We start from the raw sequence: 19,500 nt of genomic DNA on the forward strand, positions 1-19,500 counted from the left end.
CCTGAAACTGTAGATGACCATGAGAAGTGTAGGAAACGGCCGTGAATCTGGGTAATCCTGAAGCAAAAGAGTACGATACTTCAAACTTCACGAGGTTCAAATGGCTGATAGTGCTTGGTCGAGATCTTCGACGATATCCTCGGGGTTCTCTAGGCCTACGCTTAGCCTCACTAGGTCCTCTGTTATGCCTAGTTTTCTCCTCTCCTCCTCTGGCATGGTAGAGTGGCTGCTCATCACCGGGTATGCTATGAGGCTCTCGGGTCCGCCTAGACTCGGCGATGGCCGTATATACTTGAGCCTCTTGAACAGCTTCATCACCGCTTCCTTGCCACCTTTCACACGGAAGCTAACCACACCACCATACATGCCTGGCGGGAAGAGCTTCCTGGCTAGCTCGTAGCCCGGACTGTTGGGCAGCCCAGGGTAGTACACTTGGAGCACCTTGGGGTGGTCAGCTAGGAACTCGGCGACATACATGGCGTTACGGCAGTGCCTCTCAACGCGTATCTCAAGAGTCTTTAAGCCCCTTGCTACTAGGAACGCTTGTTCAACGTCCATCGTCGTGCCCAGCATGCGGCGCCACTCCCATAGCTCGTTCGCGATGATCTCCGCTGGGCCCGTCACAGACCCTCCTAGCACATCGTTATGACCCGCCATGTACTTGGTGAGACTGTGTATGACTAGCGTCGCGCCATGCTCGAGCGGCCGGAATATCACTGGGGTTGCGAACGTATTGTCAACTACTAGTATTGCACCGGATTCCCTGGCAGCCTTGGCTATCTCGGGCACGTTAGCAACACGGAGCAGCGGGTTCGTTATCGTCTCCACGAAGACCATCTTTGTACCCGGCTTTGAAGCCTCGTAAATGATCTCCTCGTTGTCGGGGCCTGCCAGCACCACATTCAAGCCCCACTTGCGGAGGAACTCGAAGAGCTTGAGCGTCGCACCATAAGCCTCGCGAGAGACTACTACACGATCGCCAGGCTTTAGGAGCGCGAGGAGGACAGTCGAGATAGCCGCCATTCCGGTGGCGAATACGAGTGTGTCCTCTCCACCCTCCAGCTCCGTTATCATCTTCTCAAGCGCGACAAGCGTCGGGTTATCCTCTCTACTGTACTTGTAGGGTCTCCCGCGGATGAGCGGAGCGTCTTCACGCGGGTGATGGAACATTGCAGTACGGTATATTGGGGGGACGACGGGCGCATAGGGGTCAGACTCGAATAGCACGCGCGACGTGTGGATCACGCGCGTGGATATCCCAGGCTTGTGATTACCCTGGGTAATCGCCGGTTTCCTCTGCTCCACCCCCTATCACCAAGCGTTACACGCGTCACCATCCTCCTTTTAAACACAGCCCTTGGCTGGTAATCGGTTACTCGGAACCGATTACCCAGGGTAATCGCCCCTACCTTTACCCGGGACAGGGCTTCGTAACAGGGTAGTCGAGGCCTTGGTCCAACATAATCGTGTTCGTGTAAAAGCGCCGGCTAGCATCGCAAACCTTGGCCCCCTTTTCGACCTAGCAGCTCTCGCCATAGACTATGCCTATGATGTCGTCGAAGTTGAGGTTGTCGAAGAGCTTGGAGATGGTATACGCGTGGATGTCGAGGCTGCAGGCGCTCCAAGCGGCGAGGCTAACACTGCATACACTGCCGCCTACAAGATCCTCGAGTACCTGGGCGAGACGCTACACCTCAGGATACGTGTCGTGAAAGGAGTGCCGCCACGAATGGGCATGGGGGGTAGCGGCGCCTCTGCCGCCGCAGCAGCCTACGCGGTTAACCTCCTCCTCGGCGAGCCGTTTACCAAAGAGGAGCTTGTTAAGTTCGCAGGCGAGGCTGAGGCTGTCGCAGCAGGCACACCCCATTATGACAACGTCGCTGCAAGCCTATTGGGAGGTTTAGTGATCCTCCTCGACCGCAGCAGACCTTGGGTAGCGAGGCTGAACATCCCAGAAGACGTTTACATAATCCTCTTCATACCGAAACGCGAGGTTGTCAAGGTGCCGCCTGGTAAGGGTAAAACAGAGGTGATGAGAGAGGTGCTACCAAGAGAGATACCACTAGCCACAAGCATCGCTTGGATGGAGAAAGCACTTGCACTCACTCTAGGGTTACAACTGGACCCGTACACGGCCCTGAAGGCCGCTAACTATGGCGGTCCTGTAGAGGAGGCACGCTCCAAGCTAATACCAGGCTACGCCGAGGCTAAGAGGGAGGCTCTCGAAGCGGGCGCGCTTGCTTTCAACATCAGCGGGGCTGGCCCAACCCTATTCGCCATAGTGAGGGAGGGAGACGAGGATGAAGTTGCAAGGAGGGTAGCCAAGATACTAGAAAAGCACTGGGGTGAGCTCGAAACCCGGGTAGTAAACATCGACCGCGAGGGTGCAAGGATAACGAGCGAGTAACGGGGGCCTGGACGGGACCCCCGCTCACCGGCGGGCCCACCACGAGGCCCGTCTAGCGGGGGACCCCGAGTGCCCCATTACCTTTAGGAAAATACGGAATATGCGGCATTATGCCCCTATTCCACACCCTTATTGATTGTTGTCGTCCATCCGACAACACGAAAATGGCCAGCCGCAAGCTACATGGACCATTCCCAGGTCTGATACCCTCCAATTCTATACGAAGATGCTCTTGTCACCTGAAGGCTAGTGTGCCTCACGTTAGCCATCCGTGGCTCTCGCTCAGCTCCTTCACGGTATCTGCAAGCAAGCCTCCCGTGGCGAGCACTTCCACGCCCTGCCTTGGAGGCACCGTATCTAGGGCAAGCAGACGATCAACACCAGCCTTTACGAGCTTCTCAAGGGCATTGCCCACCAGCAAAGCGTGGCTCACCGCGACTATTATCCGGCGTGCGCCCTGGCTCCGTAGTATCTCGGCCGCCTTGGCTATGGTGCCGCCCGTGCTGATTATGTCGTCTACGAGAATCACCGTCTTCCCCTCTACGCGCAGCTCCTTAGGCTTCATCGTTATCTCGCCCGTTACTCTGTCCCTGAACTTCTCGAGATAATCGTAAGGCACGTTCAACTTCATTGCCAGGCTCTCTGCACGGTGCAGAGCCCCCCTATCCGGGGCAACAACCACTACATCCTTCTCGCCGCGAATAGCTTCTGCGAAGAGAGGCGTAGGATCCACATTTACCGTCGGGCCATTGAAGTAGGTTAGTGATTCCGGCTTGTGTATATCAATGGTAATGAGTGCGTCGGCGCCAGCCGCGCGGAGCGAGGACAGTATTGTTTTGATGCTTATCGGCTCGCCTTCCCTAAACCTCCTATCTTGCCTGGCATACGCTATGTAAGGCACTACAGCGATTACATGATCAGCGCCGGAGCCATGAGCAGCCTCGATTAGTAGGAGGAGCTCTACAAACCTCCTATCCTGCTCTGGATACATGGATTGCACTACTACCGCTATCTTACCGTCAAGCCTCGAAGGTATCCTCACGTAACTCTCGCCGTCGGGGAAGACCTTGTGCTCTACATTCACGAGTTCAGCACCAAGAGCCTCGGCAAGCCCCTGAGCTGGGTACCCGCCGGGTCCCGCGACAACCACGAAACGAGGCATAGGGTGACCCCAATGTCTAGCCTGGGGAGGCGAGTGTTAGAGGCTTGTTGGAGGGGCGAGTCTAGCAGCGAGCGGCGGCTCAGCACGATGAGACAAGTGTATACACTCGCCGCACCCGACGCTCACTTCTAGACTCAGATCCTCGTGTAGCTTCACTGTTGTCCTTGGCTCACCGCATTGACACGAGGCTAGCACCGGATACGCCACCCATCCTATACGGACACGCGCGTCGGTCACTAGGAGCTTCTCGCCTCCTGCAAGCCAGTAGTCGTGCAGTATCCTCTCGACAACCCTCCTAGTCCACAACCCCCTAGACGCGACCAGGCTCCTTGCACGCCGTGACGCGAATACCTCGGCTATAGTCGCTTTATAGAGAGCGTCTACCGCCCATGCGAACATCTCCTCTAGGCTAGCGTCTAGCCTCGGTACCGGATACCAAGCCAGCTCCGCCTCAACGGCCAGCATAGCATCACGTACCACATGACCACACTTTCCTTGCAGGACACCTTCTTTGGCGGCAGCTACAGCCTCGGCGATACACTCGCGAGTACACCACCCACACATGCGAATAGCTAGAGCCTCCACGAGCCTCCAGAAGACGTCACCAGTGGCCATGCTCGCGTGCCTCCCTCAACCCCCTCCAGCTCCTCTCAACCTCGCCGCCGAAGTACGGCGCTCCCCTCCTACACTCGTACACCCTCCTAGCACACACATCAGACTCTAGGAGTCTCTCAAAACTCTCATAGTTGACCCAAGCCTGCATCCTCTCCACCACCTCCCTAGCGAGAGCCTCCGGATCCGGGTGGATACCGAAGTGCGGCAGCGCCGCCAGACGCGGCTTCAAACTAAGCATCTTCTCTATGCTCTCAAGTATCATCCGGGGCCTCGTAGGAGGCGGCGTGAGAGGCACCACACACTCGCAGTAGAAGATACCCATAGAGTCGCCTGGGAACAATACACCCTCATCCTCTAACAGGAAAGACTGGTGATGACTAGCATGGCCAGGTGTGTGTACAACCCTAACCCTCCTCCCGCCAACCTCAACAACTTCCCCGTCGCTCGTTGGCTTCACAAGCTTCTCGTCAACACCCTGTGGGCAACCCACCAGATCCACATCCCTCATGAGGCTCCTCGCGGCTTCACAAAGCTTTGAAGGATCTACTAGGTGGGGAGCACCGCGAGGATGTACTATGATCTTGGCGCCATACTTTTCGGCGAGTATCTCAGCGGAAGCGCCATGGTCGAGGTGTATATGCGTCAATAATACGTATCTAAGCCTCAGGCCACGTTCTTCTATAACACGCGTGACACTATCAATGCTAGACCGTGGACCCGGGTCAACAACGGCAGCCTCCCCACCATCACCGATTATTATGTAGGTCCCGACGATACCCGGCAGCCCCGCGAAAAGATGATCAACAAGAAGCACATCACGCGCGACACGCCAGACTCTCAAAACAATACACCCATGCTCCACGCTAATGTGGAGAAACAAGACTCTATGCCTGCCCAACCTAAACACACGCAAAAATGAAGTACACAACAAAGGGAGTCATGCGAGCATGTCTGGGTGGACTATTGGACGGTGAGAAAAACGGTCTGGTCTTGACTAGCGGTGAGCCGCTAGGAAACAGTGTTACTCCTCTACGGGGCCTATGGCCTCCTCGCCTACCCACTCGTTGATCTTCTTGACCTCGGCGTCAACGACCTTCTGTATGAAGGCTATGTCCTCGTCCTTTAGGTGCCTGAACCTACCCTGCATCTTGAGGTACTCTTTCACAGGCTTCCTCTTGGGCACCTTGACCGTGACGCGTGGCTGGCCCTCAACGATCTCGAGGTTCACCCACATGCCGGTGAGAGTGGCTAGTTTTGCAACCTCGATGCTCTTCTCTGGTGGTATCCTCCAGCCTGGCGGGCACGGCGACAGCACGTGAACTAGGGATGGGCCCTCGGTCTCGAAGGCTCTCCTAAACTTCTCTATCATGTCGAGCGGGTAGGCCGGGTTAGCGGTTGCTATGTACGGTACGCGGTGAGCTAGGGCGATGCCGATTATGTCCTTCTTCCAGCGCCACTCGCCCTTCCACTTCTTACCGACGGGGGTTGTCGTCGTCCAAGCGCCCCATGGTGTTGCGCCGCTTCTCTGTATACCCGTGTTCATGTACGCCTCGTTATCATACACTAGGTACATGACGTCGTCGCCCCTCTCTAGCATGCCGCTAAGGGCCTGCATGCCGATGTCGAAGGTGCCACCGTCACCCGCCGTGGCTATGACCTTCACCTTCTTGTCTGGCGGCAGTATGCCCTTCTTCTGCAGCGCCTTTATCGCGGCCGCGACTCCCGAGGCCACTGAGGCTGCGTTCTCGAATGCCACGTGTATGTAGGGTACTCTCCACGCAGTCTCCGGGAAGACCGTCGTCGTCACTTCTACGCATCCGGTAGCCTGGACTATCACTACGTCTTTACCCACGGCCTTGAGTAGGTGTCTAAAGATGAGGGCTGCAGCGCAACCCTGGCACATACGGTGGCCTGGCGCTAGCAGCTCGTCCTTTGGGATGTCCCAGACTGTCTTGAACCTCTTCTTGGTGGTGTCGGGGGCCTTACCCTGGAAGAGGGCATAGTAGACCATGGGTCTCACCCCTTACTCACGCACACCTATGTAGTAGGTCTGGGTTGCACTACGACCGCGAGACGCGTGGTCCATGAGTATCTTGAACATCTGGACCACCTCGTCTGTGAAAATGTCGCGACCGCCTAGACCGTGCACGAAGCTCACGAGTGGCACCTGGATGCCGCGCACTGCTAGGCTCGTGACCACCTCCATGAATAGTGGGCCTTCCACTGCCGCACCGAAGCTCACCGCACGGTCTAGGACGCCTACTGCCTTGACGCGACCCTCGCCCAGGTACTTAGCTACTAGGTCTGCGGGGAATGGGCGGAACACCTTGATCTTAAGGCCTCCAGCCTTAACACCCTCCTTGCGCAGCTTGTCGACAGCCGCTCTCACGTTGCCAAAGGTTGCACCCATGGATATTAGGACGTACTCTGCATCGTCCATCTTGTACGTCTCTACCCTCTCGTAGCACCTGCCGAAGGTCTTACAGAAGTCGCGGAACGCCTCGTCTATCACCGGTACAGCCTTCTTCATAGCCTCAGCCTGCTGCCTCTTGAACTCATAGTAGTAGTCTGGGGTGCCGACGACACCCATGGTTACGGGCTTGTCTGGGTCTAGCACCGGGCGGTAGCCGCGAGGCCTCTTCGGCGCAAACTTGAGAGCCTCCTCTTTCTCGACTGGCTCTACCGGCTCGACGGTGTGACTCAATATGAAGCCGTCTAACGTGATCATGACTGGTAGTAGCACGTCGGGGTGCTCAGCTATCCTATAGGCGATCACTACCGCATCATGCGCCTCTTGTACAGTCTCGTCGAAGATCATTATCCAGCCGGCGTCTCTAGCGCTCATAGCATCGCCGTAGTCGTTCCAGATGTTTAGTGGCGCGGAGAGTGCACGGTTTGATAGCGCCATTACGATTGGTAGGCGGAGACCACTGGCGATGTAGAGTATCTCATGCATGAACTCTAGGCCTTGGCTGCTTGTCGCAGTGAATACCCTGGCGCCGAAGGCGGAGGCGCCCACTAGGGCTGAGAGAGCGGAATGCTCGCTCTCGACGTGTATCATCTCCGCATCCATCTCGCCATTGGCGATGTACTCGGAGATCTTCTCGACTATGGGGCTCTGTGGCGTGATCGGGTACGCCGCGACAACGTCGACGTCGCAGGATTTGACGGCGTAGGCTACTGCGTAGTTACCCGTCAGTGCAATCTTCTTCTTCTTCGCCTTCTTCTCGAGGGTTTGACCCGCGGCCGCCATCTTACCTCACCTCCGGGACCATCTGGATAGCTTTCACGGGACACTCGTTAGCACAAATCCCGCAGCCCTTGCAATGCTTATAATCCACCTTATACGTGACCTTGTAGACCCTCCCGGTCTTCGTCCTGTACTCTTCCTCCACCTCAAGTATAGCCGCATCAGGACAGAATATCCAACACATTCTGCAACGCACGCACTTCTCCTGATCAATTACTGGTTTGAACGTTCTCCACGCAGACATATCGTTCTTTTCCGTGTTGCCTGGCTCACTTACAATAGCTGCTATGGGGAGACTCCTCCAGCCAGGAAGACCGGACATTATCATCTCACCCCCTAAGCGCGAGCTACAAGGAGCTTCTCTACATTTACACTCTCGTAAGCTTCACGGACGGCTTTTACGTTGGGCTGCACAAGATGAGGCCTATCAGAGAACCTATCGGCAACAACTTTCTCCACAGTCTCTATACTCACTACCCCAGATACGCGCACAAACGCGCCAAGCATCGCAGTGTTTACGATAGGAACGCGTAGATTGCGTAAAGCAATCTCAGTCGCATCTACCGTCGCTACTATGGCTGGAGGTTCAAAGCCTTGCGCCTTTAGCTCATCAGCTAGCTCGCGGGGCGACTTCTTGGTATTCACTATGAGCCCGCCCTCCCTCTTCAAACCAGACATGTATATCGACGGAGGCAGCGAAGGGTCCAAGACGATTACATAGTCGGGGTTTAGGACCGGCTCACGCTCGTATACCGGGTGGTCAGCCACCCTGTTGTAAGCCACCACTGGCGCACCACGCCTCTCCGTACCAAACTCGGGGAATGCTTGCGCAAAGAGCCCCTCCTCAATAGCCGCTATTGCCAGAAGCTCAGCCGCGGTAACAGCGCCTTGACCACCGCGGCCGTGCCATCTAAGCTCGATACGCAAGGCTTCCGGGGCACCCGGGTCTTCACAGAGTTGAGAGGCTAATTATTTAGCGGTTTAACCGGTAAGCCGGAGGCTGTACACGTTAAACAGTGGGCTTAACGTAGCACTTTTGCATTAGCTTCCACCCTCTCCACGGAGTATACCACGCAACGCATCAACAAGCTTCTCTATATCGTCTGGGCCGTTGTAGAGGTACATACTTGCGCGCACGCTACCCTCGTTGAAGCCAAGCTTGCGGTGGAGCGGCTCTGCACAGTGGAACCCAGCCCTCACCGCTATCTTCATACGCCCAAGCCTAAGAGCCACGAAGAGAGGCTTGAACCCATCCAAGGTAAACGAGACTATACCTACACGCTCCTCAGCCGGTATATCCCCAACCATTCTAACATCAAGCTCGCCAAGCATCTTGATAAGCATCCTTGTTAGCGTCCTCTCATGCGCCTCTATCTTCTCGAGCCCAATGCCCTGCAGGTATCTCACAGCCTCAGCTAGGCCGACAGCACCCGCTATGTTAGGAGTGCCTGGCTCCCACTTCCAAGGCAACTCGGCATACTCTACTTTCACCTCGCCACTCTCCACGCGCACGCTCTTGACGGCGCCACCACCATAGACGGGAGGCTCAAGCTCCTCGAGAATGTCGAGCCTACCCCATAGCACACCTATCCCCGTAGGCCCAAGCATCTTATGCCCACTGAACACCAGGAAGTCAGCCTCAAGCTCACGAACGTTAACCGGCATGTGCGGCACAGACTGAGCCGCGTCGACAACAACCAACGCGTCATACTGGTGCGCTATCCTCGCCACCCTCCTAACATCATTAACCACCCCTAACACGTTAGACGCGTGGACTATCGCCACGACACGCGTCTTTTCGTCTATGAGGCTCTCCAGCTTCTCCATATCCAGCCTCCCATGCTCATCTATGGGTGCTACCCGTAGCTCGGCGCCAGTCAGCCTCGCCAGCCTGACCCAAGGCAGGAAGTTACTATGATGTTCCATCTCCGTGACGACAATGTTATCACCGCTCTTGATGCGCCCTATGAGCGCATACGCTATCATGTTTATAGAGTCCGTGGAGTTCTTGGTGAACACTACCTCTCTCCAATCCCTCGCGCCTATGAACTTAGCTACGACGATATGCGCCTCCTCGTACAGCATAGTAGCTTTCATGCTAAGCTCGTAGATACCACGAAGTATGTTCGCGTTACTCTCCTCGTAGAACCTCCTGACAGCCTCTATTACTTGCCGCGGCTTCTGCGTAGTAGCCGCGTTATCAAGATACACGATACGCTTCTTGGAGAGTATCGGGAAATCCTCCCTGATACTCTCGTAGTCTAGTAGGAACCCTTCTCCAGGCAGGAATCTCACCAGTTTGATATAATTCAGCCTGAGGAGGAGATTATTGAGTGTGGATGCGCTGCAACCTATACATTGTAGGCTACGCCTGACGAAGCTAACCGTGCTATAACATACCTGGCGCCGGAGGATACTCTGTATCTGGAACAGGTGTGGTTACATGCCTGCACAGGCTTCTCTGGAATCAGGCGCGCCCACCGGACGCACTGCTATGATGCTTATCCTGGCAGCCTTGTTGATGGTCACGGTGTCCGCCCTACTAGCCTACACGCGGGGCCTTTGGAGCCCATGGCACGGTGCTCTTAGCGACCTAGGTGTCATCCAAGAGACGAGACTGCTGTTCAACACTGGCCTTGTACTGGGCGGCATCGGGATCACGTTATACGCTGCCACGTGTGGTGCTCTCCTCTGGCTCGCCGCAGGCACCTCCCTGGCACTAATCGGCGTGGTCACTGAGGATTACACTACACCGCATTTCCTGTTAGCTCTAGCGTTCTTCGTCTCGGGTTTCGCAGCTTCGCTTTCAGAGTGTAGGACACCACCATATCGGATATTGGCCGCCGCTCTTGTCATACTTTGGATTCTCCACTTTACATTTCGACTACCGCCGGGAGTGGCTATACCCGAGTACCTCAGCGCCCTGCTCTTCATATCATGTATCTCACGGGGGTGTAGAAGCGGGTGAAGATACTATTCATCTCGGATCTTCATTGCGAGGCCAAGGTGTTCCGCGGCGTCTATGAGGGGTATGCATGTGAGTGGCTTCTCAGCATAATAGACGGTGTTAAGCCAGATGCGCTCATCTCGGCTGGCGATTGGGGCAGTCTTGTATCCTTCAACTTCTTCCAAGAGCTTCGTAGGCGTGTACCGGTAGTGTTGAGCGTCTACGGCAACCATGAGAGAATGGACGTGCTTCTAAAGAGCGGCGTATTGATGGAGGAAGGTCGAGTCCATGAGCTTAACGGTCTGCGCATAGGCGGCATTCACGGCATCGTATCGCCGAAGGGCGGTGTCAAGAAGGGTGTACCGCGCCGGACGCCTAGCGAGTTTCTCTCGGTAGCCAGGAGGCTAGCCGGCAAACTCGACATACTGGTTATGCACGAGGTGCCTTACCTGCCCGAGGCCTATCCGGATGTGCGCCGCGATATAGGGCCCCTGACAGCATTGAAGGCGATTGAGATTGTTAGGCCGCGTTTGGTGCTAGGGGGTCACATGCATCGCGGCTGTTACACCATCCATGAGGTGACTAGGAACGTGCTATACCTACGCGTGGATAGCAGTATGGCTGAGAGATGCTATGTGGTGTTAGAGGCCGACTCCATTATAGTGTATAGGGATGAGGAGTTCGTCATGAAGAGGGGGATTAGCCTTAGAGCTTCTCCATGACACCCAGCTCTTCGTCGTACCCAGCTAGCCTGCGTAGCCTCTTGACTATCAGCTCGTACAGCGGGTCGCCCTCGCGCAGCACCTTGTAGCTTATGGGTGGTTGCCAGCCTGGGATGATACGTCTAAGCTCTTGTAGCGTCACCTGCCGCGGGTAGACAATCACCTTCTCAACCTCGAGAGCCATTGCTTTCTTTGCGCCACGTATATACGGCCAATCGTCGCGATCAACGCCAGGTGACGGATGCATCATTACCTGCTTCCAGACCTCCTCGGGCGCCCCATGGTACACTCTACCGACTAGGAACTCGCCTACTAGCGCCTTCACACTACCAGACGCGTATATCACAACAACGCTACCAGGGGCTACTGGTACACCAATCCACCTGCGAAGCTCGAACTTCTTCTCACCACGCAGTATCTGGAATGCGAACTGCGGCCGGATGCTCATAAGAAACGTCTGAGGCTCTACCTGCTGAACACTCCTCCGCCTAGCCAATACCCGCTACCCTCGGGTTCACTGCGGCGGAAGCTCGATCTTCAACTTCTGGGCTAGCTCCTTGTAACGGTTCCTAACAGTAACCTCTGTGACGCCCGCAGCCGCAGCAATCTCCTTCTGGGTTCTCCTCTCGCCCAGCTTCAGTGCAGCGATGTAGATCGCTGCGGCTGCGAGGCCAGCTGGGTCCTTACCTGCCGTGAGGCCCTTCTTCTTAGCCTGCATGAGTATCTTGATCGCCTCGGCCTCGACTCTAGTCGAGAGGCCCAGCAGACTCACAATGCGAGATACGTAGCGGATCGGGTCGGCGACGGGCATGCGGAGCTTCAACTCGCGGACGAGCAGACGATAGCAGCGTGCAACCTCCTTCCTACCACCCTTGACGTGCTTCGCGATATCGTCTAGGGTGACGGGCACACCTCTCATACGGCATGCTGCATATACGGCCGCTGCCGCAACACTCTCAAGGCTTCTGCCGCGGACGAGACCCTTCTCCGCGGCCATACGGTAGACTCTCATAGCCTCCTCGAAGAGCGAGCGTGGAATGTTTAGAGCCTCGATCAGCCTAGCTATTTCCTTAGAAGCCTGCTCTATGTTCTTCTCTACACTCGACATCGTGCGAAGCTTGGCTTGCAACCTGCGAAGCCTCTCGGCCTCCATACGGTGCCTCGCGTCAAGCTTCCTGCCACCCGCATCACGGCTACTGCTCAGGGATGTGAGTAGACCATAGTCGGGCTGCGCAATGTTAAGCGGGCTGCCCGTACGCTGCCTGCGGATCTTCTCCTCCATCGTGTACGCACGCCAATCGGGACCCATGTCAACAATGCCTTCCTCGATGACCTCGCCCGTGAGCGTGCAGATGTAGGAGCCCGTGTTCGGGTCGTACATTATGTATTCCGGCGGACACTTTTTCTCCTGCTCCTCTGCACCCTCCTCCATACTTGGGAGGGGCTGCTCGGGAAGCTCGGACACCTTAACCACCCGAGACGGAAACCCCTTAACCTCGGGGGATGTAGTACGCGGGAAGGGGATAATAAGGTTTAAACCTTCTGCTCTTATCCCTGCCGGAGCGGATAAAGAGGAGAGAAGAACCTCGTTAAAAACTGTCCGCGAGCTACACGACCTGCACTAGAGCTTGCACGACGCTCATGACACTATTATTATGTTCTCCTCCGGGAACCCCATCTCTATAAGTATCTCCTTGACGCGATGCCGGTGGTCGCCCTGCAGCTCTATCCTGCCGTTCTTGTATGTGCCCCCAGTGGCTAGCCTCGACTTTAGCTCAGACGCAAGCTTCTTGAGATCTATCTCGCGCTCGTCGAGACCCTCTATTATCGTCACTAGTCGTCCATAGCGCCGCTTCTCAAGCCTGATCTTAATCACTTGCTGCTCCTTAGTCAACTGCTCGCATAGCTCTGGGGGCAGCGCTCCGCAGACCGAGCTTAGCTCCATACCCCGGACGACCCTTGTCATGATGAATGAGATGAGACGCCACTGTTTTAAGTGTTGTGTGGACTCTTGCCGTGATAGTGGGGACTGTGGAATGGTCGCCCAGCTCTATGCGCCCAGACGCCCGGAGGGCATCATAGAGCAGTATGAGCCTATAGACGATGAGAATGAGATTATATACAAGTGTGCGAGGTGCGGCGCCGAGATGACATACGCCGAGCTCAAAATGCTACCGAGCGTGAAGTGCATCAACTGTGGTTTTAGGGTGCTCTACAAGGTGAGGGCTAGGGGCAGCAAGATAATCCGTGCTATCTAGCGCTGCTCCTAGCCGCTACTACTCCTGCTGCGAACTCCACTATCGCTTTGGCCGCGAGTACCGACGTCACACCACCCGCGTCGTAGGGCGGCGAGACCTCGACAACATCCATACTGAGGCTCATACCCCTCAGGACTGCTAACCTCGCAACCTCGAAGACGATATCGAGTAGTATGCGGGGTGTTATGCCCTCCGGCTCGGGGTTCGAGACTCCAGGCGCAAAACCCGGGTCAACAACATCCATGTCGAGAGTCAAGTGTAGATGGTTACATACACTCTTCTCTATGAGCTTAGAGACCGCTGGTATGACTGCAGCGACACTCTCGTCTTGCAACCTGTGAGCATCTATCACGGGAACGTGATTCGCACGGGCGAACTCTAGCTCCTCGCGTACAAAGCCACGTACACCTGCAAGCACAACCGGGACGCCCACCTCACTGACCACTAGCCGCGCAAAGGTGGCATGCGAGACCCTTCTACCGGCATACTCCGACCTCATGTCCATGTGGGCGTCCAGCTGCACCATGCATGGCTTGTACCCGGCGCGTACAAGACCCTCAACGATACCGAGTGTTATCGTATGCTCGCCTCCCATCACAACTAGCGGTTTGCCCACACCCGATAGCCGCTCTACAGCGTCGCCTATAGCCTCCAGGGCCTTCTCGAGCGGCTGCTCTACCAGAGCATCACCCGCGTCATAGAAGCGTACATGTTCGTCCACGTCCAGCTTCCCACGCAAAGACCAGTACTCTATGTAGGCTGACGCCTCGCGTATAGCTCTAGGTGCGAAGCGCGTCCCTGGACGATAACTCGTCGTCTCCTCTAGGGGAGCGCCAAGAACAATCACTTGCGACTCGTCAAGCCCCCAACAGTACCCCGAGAAACACGTGGTGCGAGCGTATGACAAGTGCTAGCCCCGCTCACCACCCAGCCCGGCCATCCTCTCTAATAGGCTGGAGATCTGTGCTGCATGCTTCTCGGCATCTATCCTAACAGCCTCGAGCATATCTATAACCTCGCGGCTAGAAGCTAATCTCTTAGCCTCTTTGATCCTCACTATAAGGTAGTTGAGCACCTCGACGGCATCCATGAGCGCTGCTATATCCTGGCTTAGCCTCCCCTCCTTCACAAGCTTCTCGAAGAGACACTCAAGGTGAACAAAACCATCCCTAAGCACCGTGAACCTCTGACCCTCGATGATCTCATCGCCACAGATTACACAACGCCATTTGCGTAGCACGGTAGGAGCCCTATCCTACTAGTATCGCAAGGGGTTAACTAGGCTGGTTACTCCTCGGTCTCGGGTATCGAGGGCAACTCGAACACTATCTTCTCGTAGCCGCCTATGCGTTTACCCCTCCTACCGTATATCGCGAGAACCCCCGTCTCTGTAATCTCCCATTCCTCGCCATCCATGTCGACCTCTAGAATCTTGGTGCCCGGGGGGAACATCCAATAGGCTACATAGTCGTACTCTACGGTCTCCGACTCGTACCTGTTCTCGTATACGTTCACACCGGGTTTGAGGGGAGCCGCGAACCTGACCCCAAAGACGATTAGGGGGCTCGTCTTCCGGCCGCGAAAAGTAATGTCAACCAGGACGACCTTGGGTCGGACTCGTTTACCGTTCACTATAACCTCCTCCTGGTCTATAAAACTCTGCATGTTGTAATGCAGCTTTGCAACCTCTTCTTCGAGTAGCCGGCGGTTCCGTAGAACAGCATCATAGTAGCCAAGAGGGTCGTAGTACTCGAAGAGGAGGTAGTACGTTATGACCCGGTAGCCTACAGTGAACACACCCTCCGCGTGGACGGGGCGCACCTGCTCGGAAGCTTCGCGTAGGAACTCCTCACGTGGCCTCAGGCGTACCAAGTAGCCGACCCTATCTTACCTATCAGCCAGGCCCATTATCACCATTGGCTGTAAGCCTCGGCCCCGGAAGTTCTCATCATGTTGAAAAGGGAGGGGCTCGGGACCGGCCCCTTCTCTTCACCGGTCCGCATTGGGGGTTCTCGTCACCGCCCCTTGCGGACAACATAGTGGCTGTCGCATATGTGTACGTGACGCTCAATTATCAGCGCAACATCGCCATATACCCTCTTCAGCACCTCGACACGCAAAACTTCATCCGGGTGTCCTGTTGCTACAACCCTCCGGTTGAGCAGCACGACGCCCTTGGTATACTCGAGGAGCAGGGCTGGGTCATGACTAGCTACTATTACGAGCCTATCCTTGCTAAGCTCTCCTATCACGCGGGCCAACTCTACTCTACCACGCGGATCTACAGCTGAGAGAGGCTCGTCCATGAGTAGGATAGGCGGGTTGTGAACCAAAGCCCTGGCTATGAGCACCCTCTGCAGCTGCCCACCACTAAGCTCGGATACGCTCTTATGCCAAGAGTCTCGAGGCAAACCAACCTCGTCTAGAACCTTCTCCACGTGCTCACGTACCCATCGCGGCGTCTTCACTCTGGGCCACGGCCTCCGAAGCAACAGCGCTGAAGCCACTAGGTCGAACGGCGTGACGGGGAAGTCAAAGTGACCCACGTGCTCGTGTTGCGGCACGTAACCAATGTACTTGCCGGCTAGCTCCGGCTTACCCTCGACACGCACACCGTTTATCAGAACCTCGCCCTCACTAGGCTTGATCAGCCCAACTATCACACGGATTAACGTGCTCTTGCCTGCACCGTTAGGCCCGAGGAGCTGGTATAGCCCCGGCCCCTCAAACACAAGCCTATCAACATCAAGCACCGTGTCTCCGCGATAGGCGACTTTGACCCCATGAACCTCTACCCTAGTGTTACTCACGCTACTACCTACCCAACTGTGCACACAGTGCAACCAACCCTATAAAACACGTGCACATAAGGAACTTATCCCAACCCGAGCCTCGACAATATGCGCCGCGTTCTTCTCTCGACCCTAGTACCCTCGACGACCAGCGTTGCAGGCTCACGAGGAACTACACTACTAGCTCGTAGCTTCTCAGCAGCCACTCTAGCCTCTACCGTGACGCCACCGATACACTGGAGGCCCACGGCCTCACTCTCCAGGAACAACGCTATCGTCTCACCAGCATCGCGATAATCGAGCACAGTTAGACGCGCATCTAGAGGCGCTTCGAGCACACGTGTCTCTATGAGCCTCTCTAGCCAGTTTAGCGGCTCGGGAGCACCTCTAGCCACACTACTATCTATGTGCAGCAGTGGCGGGTGTACGGCGACAAGCGACTCCACGCCACTAGAGAGGAGAAGCACTGCAACCGATAACGGCACCCCATATACGCGGCTACGAGGCGCCTTAGATGGCAACGAGGAACACTTGACATGCCCGTCGCTCCATGCATACGCGCCCGCCGGGAGGCTAGCCACGAGCCTCTCGACCCCAGCCTCTATGGCGCTGACTGCGTATCCCGTCACCACCCGCTCCCAGCCGAGACAAGAGCCGGCATCCCAGGGATCCCAGAGCAGGGCGAAGATGTCACATCGTTTTAGTATGCGACGCAATGGCTTCGAGTCCGGCGGCGCATCCACAAGCCTGTAGCGAGCCTCTATAGGCTCTCGGAGTATCTCACCACATCGCCCATAGTCGTCTAGTATAGTAACGTCGTGGCCCAACGCCGCCAGGACATCAGCAACAGCCAGACTCAACGCCCCGAGAGGCGCTAGACAGACCCTCACTAGGCTCCCCCGCTATACGCTTAGACGCGAATATCATCCGGGAAGAAGCTAGGCTTCTCAACTATGTCGATAATAGGCACGGTAACCCAACCTGGCTTAGCAGTCTCGGATAGCATAACATGCTCGCCCTGCTCGTCAACCTTTACAAGCAGATAGTGCTTCTTACGCTCGTCATCACTGGCTTCGCGCGTGCAATAGTAGAGTATCGGGAGACCGTACAAGTCATAATAGTCGCGGAGCAGCGCCACCAGACCGTACACTAGCTTCCCGCCACTCTCAAAGCGTATCAGGTAAGCCGTCTGGCCCAGTGTCACAATGCTAGCCGCCATCCTCGCAAGGTCGTTGAGCGACGAGACGCGCACCGGGACGAGCTTCTCGCGCAGGCCTATCTTCTCGGCCAAAACTATACCACCAGTTGTTGGGGGCAGTGCCTTCGGGGGAAAAGTCAGCACCTTACTTGAGCAGACCTAGGTATAGCTTGCCTAGCTCGGGATGCGCAAGTATCTCCTTGGTCGTGCCCTCGTACGCGACCTTACCCTGCACAAGGATATACCCACGGTCGCCGATCTCTAGTGCTCTTTTCGCGTTCTGCTCTACGAGAAGAACTGTCAACCCACTATCAGCAATCTTCCTCACAATCTCTAGCACCTCCTCGGCGACACGAGGCGCTAGCGCCGCGGTAGGCTCGTCTAGCAGGAGTACCCGAGGCTCAGTGAGCAGAGCCTTGGCTATGGCTAGCATCTGTCTCTCGCCGCCAGAGAGAGTCCCAGCCCTCTGCTTCAGCCTCTCACGAAGCCGAGGGAACATCTCAAGAATCTCCTCTAGCTTCTTGCGGAAAGCCCTCTGGGGGTCACGCATCGCCTCTTTGCCAAGCTCACCGCGCTTCGCACGCACGCTAAACACTAGCCAAGATAGCTTCAGGTTCTCCTCTACAGTTAGGCTTGCAAAGACATTCCCAGTTTGGAACACATAGGCGAGCCCAAGGTATGGCTTCTTGTTGGGAGGCACTCGTGTCACGTCACGAGACCCTACTATTATCCTGCCACGATAGATCTTGGTAAACCCGAATATCGTCTTGAGCAACGTTGACTTACCGCTACCGTTCGGCCCCACTATCACCACAAGCTCGCCAGGGTTGGCATAGAGGTTCACGCCGTGGAGTATCTCTAGCTTACCATAGCCGGCATACACGTCCTGCACGCGCACCGGCAGCCCACGAGCAGCACCATCCATACGCTCGCCCATGCGCACCCGGTTAACGCTCCCACCCTAATCTACCCAGCTCTAATGTTCGGCGACTATCTAACCCAGGGAGTGTACAAGGCCCATACTACCAGATACGAGACGAGAGCAGCACAAACACTAGGCGCTAGAGAGCCGACTCTTCTCTTAACATAGTAGTTACGATGCTCGACACACTGTCTATCAAAATATGTGTATGTTTCGAACGCCTCTCTACGCCGCCATAATCATTGATGTGTTTTGTGGAGGTGCGAGGCACGCTGTGACAGAAGTGCATAGGATGTTCGTTCCAATGTTCTCCTCGTGGTGGCTTAACCTCCAAGGTATATCTCTGCTACAAGTGGGTTCTCGGCAACCTCGGCTGGCTTGCCCTCCGCGATTATCCTACCCTGGTGCATCACATAGACATAGTCAACATAATCGAATAGTATTTCTAGGCGATGCTCTATTATGAGGAACGTTATGCCCTTCTCCTCGCGTAGCCTTACGATACCCTCGAATATCTGCCTGGCGAGCGTCGGGTTTACGCCCGCCGCGGGCTCGTCGAGAAGCAGCATCTTAGGCTCGCCCATGAGCGCCCTGCCTAGCTCCGCGAGCTTCATCTGGCCGCCGCTTATAGCGTCAGCCATGTTACCAGCTACTGGACTCAAACCAACAAACGCTATGGTGTCAAGAGCCTTCTCGCCAGTCTTCAGCTCGAAGGGTACCCACCTGGACCATAGGATGGCGTTGCGCAGCATCTCGCCAGGATGGCCCTTGACACCGCCCGCAACGTTCTCAAAGACGGTGAGGCTTCTCCACAACCTCGGCGTCTGGAAGGTGCGCACAAGCCCAAGCTTGTATATCTCGTGCGGCGAGAGTCCATCTATTCTCCTTCCGTCGAACCATACCTGACCAGCATCCGGCTTGTAGTAACCAGCAATCACGTTGAACAGCGTTGTCTTCCCCGAACCATTTGGCCCGATGAGCCCCACTATAGAGCCTCTCTCGACGCGCAATGTTACACCATCAACAGCCCTAACTCCGCCAAAGTACTTCTTGACGTTCTCAACACAGAGAATGTACTTACTTGTGTCGCAGGGCGCAGCCCCACCGCCAACCTGTTGCTGCAACCCAAGCCTCGCTAGAATGGACGCTAGTCTCACGCATCCACCCGGGTGACAAGAACGCGCCACACACCCCGTATAAAAACGGAGGCGTGGCTAACCACCAAGG

At 55.9% G+C, this 19,500-nt stretch carries 24 protein-coding genes; 4 read left to right on the forward strand and 20 right to left on the reverse strand.

The genetic code is table 11. The features are described 5' to 3' along the window. Positions 1-96: 96 nt before the first annotated feature. Positions 97-1,305 (reverse strand): cystathionine gamma-synthase family protein, encoded by a 1,209-nt coding sequence (locus PYRFU_RS03465; RefSeq protein ID WP_014026249.1) that lies wholly within the window; start codon positions 1,303-1,305, stop codon positions 97-99. Positions 1,306-1,450: 145 nt separating this feature from the next. On the opposite strand from PYRFU_RS03465, the gene PYRFU_RS03470 reads away from it, so the two are divergent. Next, positions 1,451-2,407, forward strand: coding sequence for a homoserine kinase (locus PYRFU_RS03470; RefSeq protein WP_014026250.1), 957 nt, complete (start codon positions 1,451-1,453; stop codon positions 2,405-2,407). 256 nt (positions 2,408-2,663) lie between these two features. Here the strand turns inward: PYRFU_RS03470 and PYRFU_RS03475 are convergent, their stop codons facing one another. The 8 genes from PYRFU_RS03475 to PYRFU_RS03510 form a co-directional block, all read right to left on the reverse strand. Next, complete coding sequence (locus PYRFU_RS03475; protein ID WP_014026251.1) at positions 2,664-3,569, reverse strand: ribose-phosphate diphosphokinase; 906 nt, start codon at positions 3,567-3,569, stop codon at positions 2,664-2,666. A gap of 36 nt (positions 3,570-3,605) precedes the next feature. Next, positions 3,606-4,184 (reverse strand): hypothetical protein, encoded by a 579-nt coding sequence (locus PYRFU_RS03480; protein WP_014026252.1) that lies wholly within the window; start codon positions 4,182-4,184, stop codon positions 3,606-3,608. Then, positions 4,171-5,025, reverse strand: a complete 855-nt coding sequence (locus PYRFU_RS03485; RefSeq protein ID WP_052296923.1) for an MBL fold metallo-hydrolase — start codon at positions 5,023-5,025, stop codon at positions 4,171-4,173. Before PYRFU_RS03485 ends, PYRFU_RS03480 begins: the two co-directional genes overlap by 14 nt. Before the next feature lie 180 nt (positions 5,026-5,205). Continuing rightward, positions 5,206-6,195 (reverse strand): pyruvate synthase subunit PorB, encoded by a 990-nt coding sequence (gene porB, locus PYRFU_RS03490; RefSeq protein ID WP_014026254.1) that lies wholly within the window; start codon positions 6,193-6,195, stop codon positions 5,206-5,208. Positions 6,196-6,207: 12 nt separating this feature from the next. Continuing rightward, on the reverse strand, positions 6,208-7,437 hold the full coding sequence (locus PYRFU_RS03495) for a pyruvate flavodoxin/ferredoxin oxidoreductase domain containing protein (protein WP_014026255.1): 1,230 nt from the start codon (positions 7,435-7,437) through the stop codon (positions 6,208-6,210). A gap of 1 nt (position 7,438) precedes the next feature. Then, positions 7,439-7,762 (reverse strand): 4Fe-4S binding protein, encoded by a 324-nt coding sequence (locus tag PYRFU_RS03500; RefSeq protein ID WP_014026256.1) that lies wholly within the window; start codon positions 7,760-7,762, stop codon positions 7,439-7,441. Positions 7,763-7,770: 8 nt separating this feature from the next. Continuing rightward, positions 7,771-8,361: a 2-oxoacid:acceptor oxidoreductase family protein gene (locus PYRFU_RS03505; protein WP_014026257.1), complete on the reverse strand. Its 591-nt coding sequence runs from the start codon at positions 8,359-8,361 to the stop codon at positions 7,771-7,773. Positions 8,362-8,475: 114 nt separating this feature from the next. After that, on the reverse strand, positions 8,476-9,729 hold the full coding sequence (locus PYRFU_RS03510) for an aminotransferase class V-fold PLP-dependent enzyme (protein ID WP_014026258.1): 1,254 nt from the start codon (positions 9,727-9,729) through the stop codon (positions 8,476-8,478). Between the two features lie 148 nt (positions 9,730-9,877). On the opposite strand from PYRFU_RS03510, the gene PYRFU_RS09860 reads away from it, so the two are divergent. Then, positions 9,878-10,402 (forward strand): DUF998 domain-containing protein, encoded by a 525-nt coding sequence (locus tag PYRFU_RS09860; protein ID WP_052296924.1) that lies wholly within the window; start codon positions 9,878-9,880, stop codon positions 10,400-10,402. Beyond that, positions 10,399-11,103 carry a metallophosphoesterase family protein gene (locus PYRFU_RS03520; protein ID WP_014026260.1) on the forward strand — a complete coding sequence of 235 codons (705 nt, stop codon included), beginning with the start codon at positions 10,399-10,401 and terminating at the stop codon, positions 11,101-11,103. Before PYRFU_RS09860 ends, PYRFU_RS03520 begins: the two co-directional genes overlap by 4 nt. Here PYRFU_RS03520 and PYRFU_RS03525 read toward each other — a convergent pair. The 3 genes from PYRFU_RS03525 to yciH form a co-directional block, all read right to left on the reverse strand. Further along, positions 11,087-11,599 carry an ASCH domain-containing protein gene (locus tag PYRFU_RS03525; RefSeq protein WP_014026261.1) on the reverse strand — a complete coding sequence of 171 codons (513 nt, stop codon included), beginning with the start codon at positions 11,597-11,599 and terminating at the stop codon, positions 11,087-11,089. The genes PYRFU_RS03520 and PYRFU_RS03525 overlap by 17 nt on opposite strands. Positions 11,600-11,617: 18 nt before the next feature. Further along, positions 11,618-12,535 (reverse strand): transcription initiation factor IIB, encoded by a 918-nt coding sequence (locus PYRFU_RS03530; RefSeq protein WP_048192338.1) that lies wholly within the window; start codon positions 12,533-12,535, stop codon positions 11,618-11,620. Between the two features lie 207 nt (positions 12,536-12,742). After that, complete coding sequence (gene yciH / locus PYRFU_RS03535; RefSeq protein WP_014026263.1) at positions 12,743-13,048, reverse strand: stress response translation initiation inhibitor YciH; 306 nt, start codon at positions 13,046-13,048, stop codon at positions 12,743-12,745. Between the two features lie 91 nt (positions 13,049-13,139). Between yciH and PYRFU_RS03540 the strand changes: the two genes are divergently transcribed. Next, positions 13,140-13,361: a TFIIB-type zinc ribbon-containing protein gene (locus PYRFU_RS03540; RefSeq protein ID WP_014026264.1), complete on the forward strand. Its 222-nt coding sequence runs from the start codon at positions 13,140-13,142 to the stop codon at positions 13,359-13,361. Here PYRFU_RS03540 and speB read toward each other — a convergent pair. The 8 genes from speB to PYRFU_RS03580 all read right to left on the reverse strand — a co-directional run bounded on the left by speB (position 13,354) and on the right by PYRFU_RS03580 (position 19,430). Further along, on the reverse strand, positions 13,354-14,268 hold the full coding sequence (gene speB / locus PYRFU_RS03545; RefSeq protein WP_014026265.1) for an agmatinase: 915 nt from the start codon (positions 14,266-14,268) through the stop codon (positions 13,354-13,356). The genes PYRFU_RS03540 and speB overlap by 8 nt on opposite strands. 3 nt (positions 14,269-14,271) lie before the next feature. Next, the gene (locus PYRFU_RS09865; protein ID WP_014026266.1) at positions 14,272-14,601 is read right to left on the reverse strand and encodes a DUF2175 domain-containing protein; all 330 of its coding nucleotides are present in this window, start codon (positions 14,599-14,601) and stop codon (positions 14,272-14,274) included. 47 nt (positions 14,602-14,648) lie between these two features. Beyond that, complete coding sequence (locus PYRFU_RS03555) at positions 14,649-15,233, reverse strand: hypothetical protein (RefSeq protein ID WP_014026267.1); 585 nt, start codon at positions 15,231-15,233, stop codon at positions 14,649-14,651. Between the two features lie 143 nt (positions 15,234-15,376). Then, on the reverse strand, positions 15,377-16,171 hold the full coding sequence (locus PYRFU_RS03560; RefSeq protein WP_244403871.1) for a metal ABC transporter ATP-binding protein: 795 nt from the start codon (positions 16,169-16,171) through the stop codon (positions 15,377-15,379). 65 nt (positions 16,172-16,236) lie between these two features. Next, on the reverse strand, positions 16,237-17,043 hold the full coding sequence (locus PYRFU_RS03565) for a hypothetical protein (protein ID WP_014026269.1): 807 nt from the start codon (positions 17,041-17,043) through the stop codon (positions 16,237-16,239). 20 nt (positions 17,044-17,063) lie between these two features. After that, positions 17,064-17,444: a hypothetical protein gene (locus PYRFU_RS03570; RefSeq protein ID WP_014026270.1), complete on the reverse strand. Its 381-nt coding sequence runs from the start codon at positions 17,442-17,444 to the stop codon at positions 17,064-17,066. A 52-nt stretch (positions 17,445-17,496) separates the two neighbouring features. Then, a complete protein-coding gene (locus PYRFU_RS03575) occupies positions 17,497-18,288 on the reverse strand; it encodes an ABC transporter ATP-binding protein (protein ID WP_083818487.1) in 792 nt (263 codons plus the stop codon). Between the two features lie 308 nt (positions 18,289-18,596). Continuing rightward, complete coding sequence (locus tag PYRFU_RS03580) at positions 18,597-19,430, reverse strand: ABC transporter ATP-binding protein (RefSeq protein ID WP_014026272.1); 834 nt, start codon at positions 19,428-19,430, stop codon at positions 18,597-18,599. Positions 19,431-19,500: the final 70 nt, after the last annotated feature.

Source organism: Pyrolobus fumarii 1A, from assembly GCF_000223395.1.
In the GTDB taxonomy this organism is placed as follows: Archaea; Thermoproteota; Thermoprotei_A; order Sulfolobales; family Pyrodictiaceae; genus Pyrolobus; species Pyrolobus fumarii.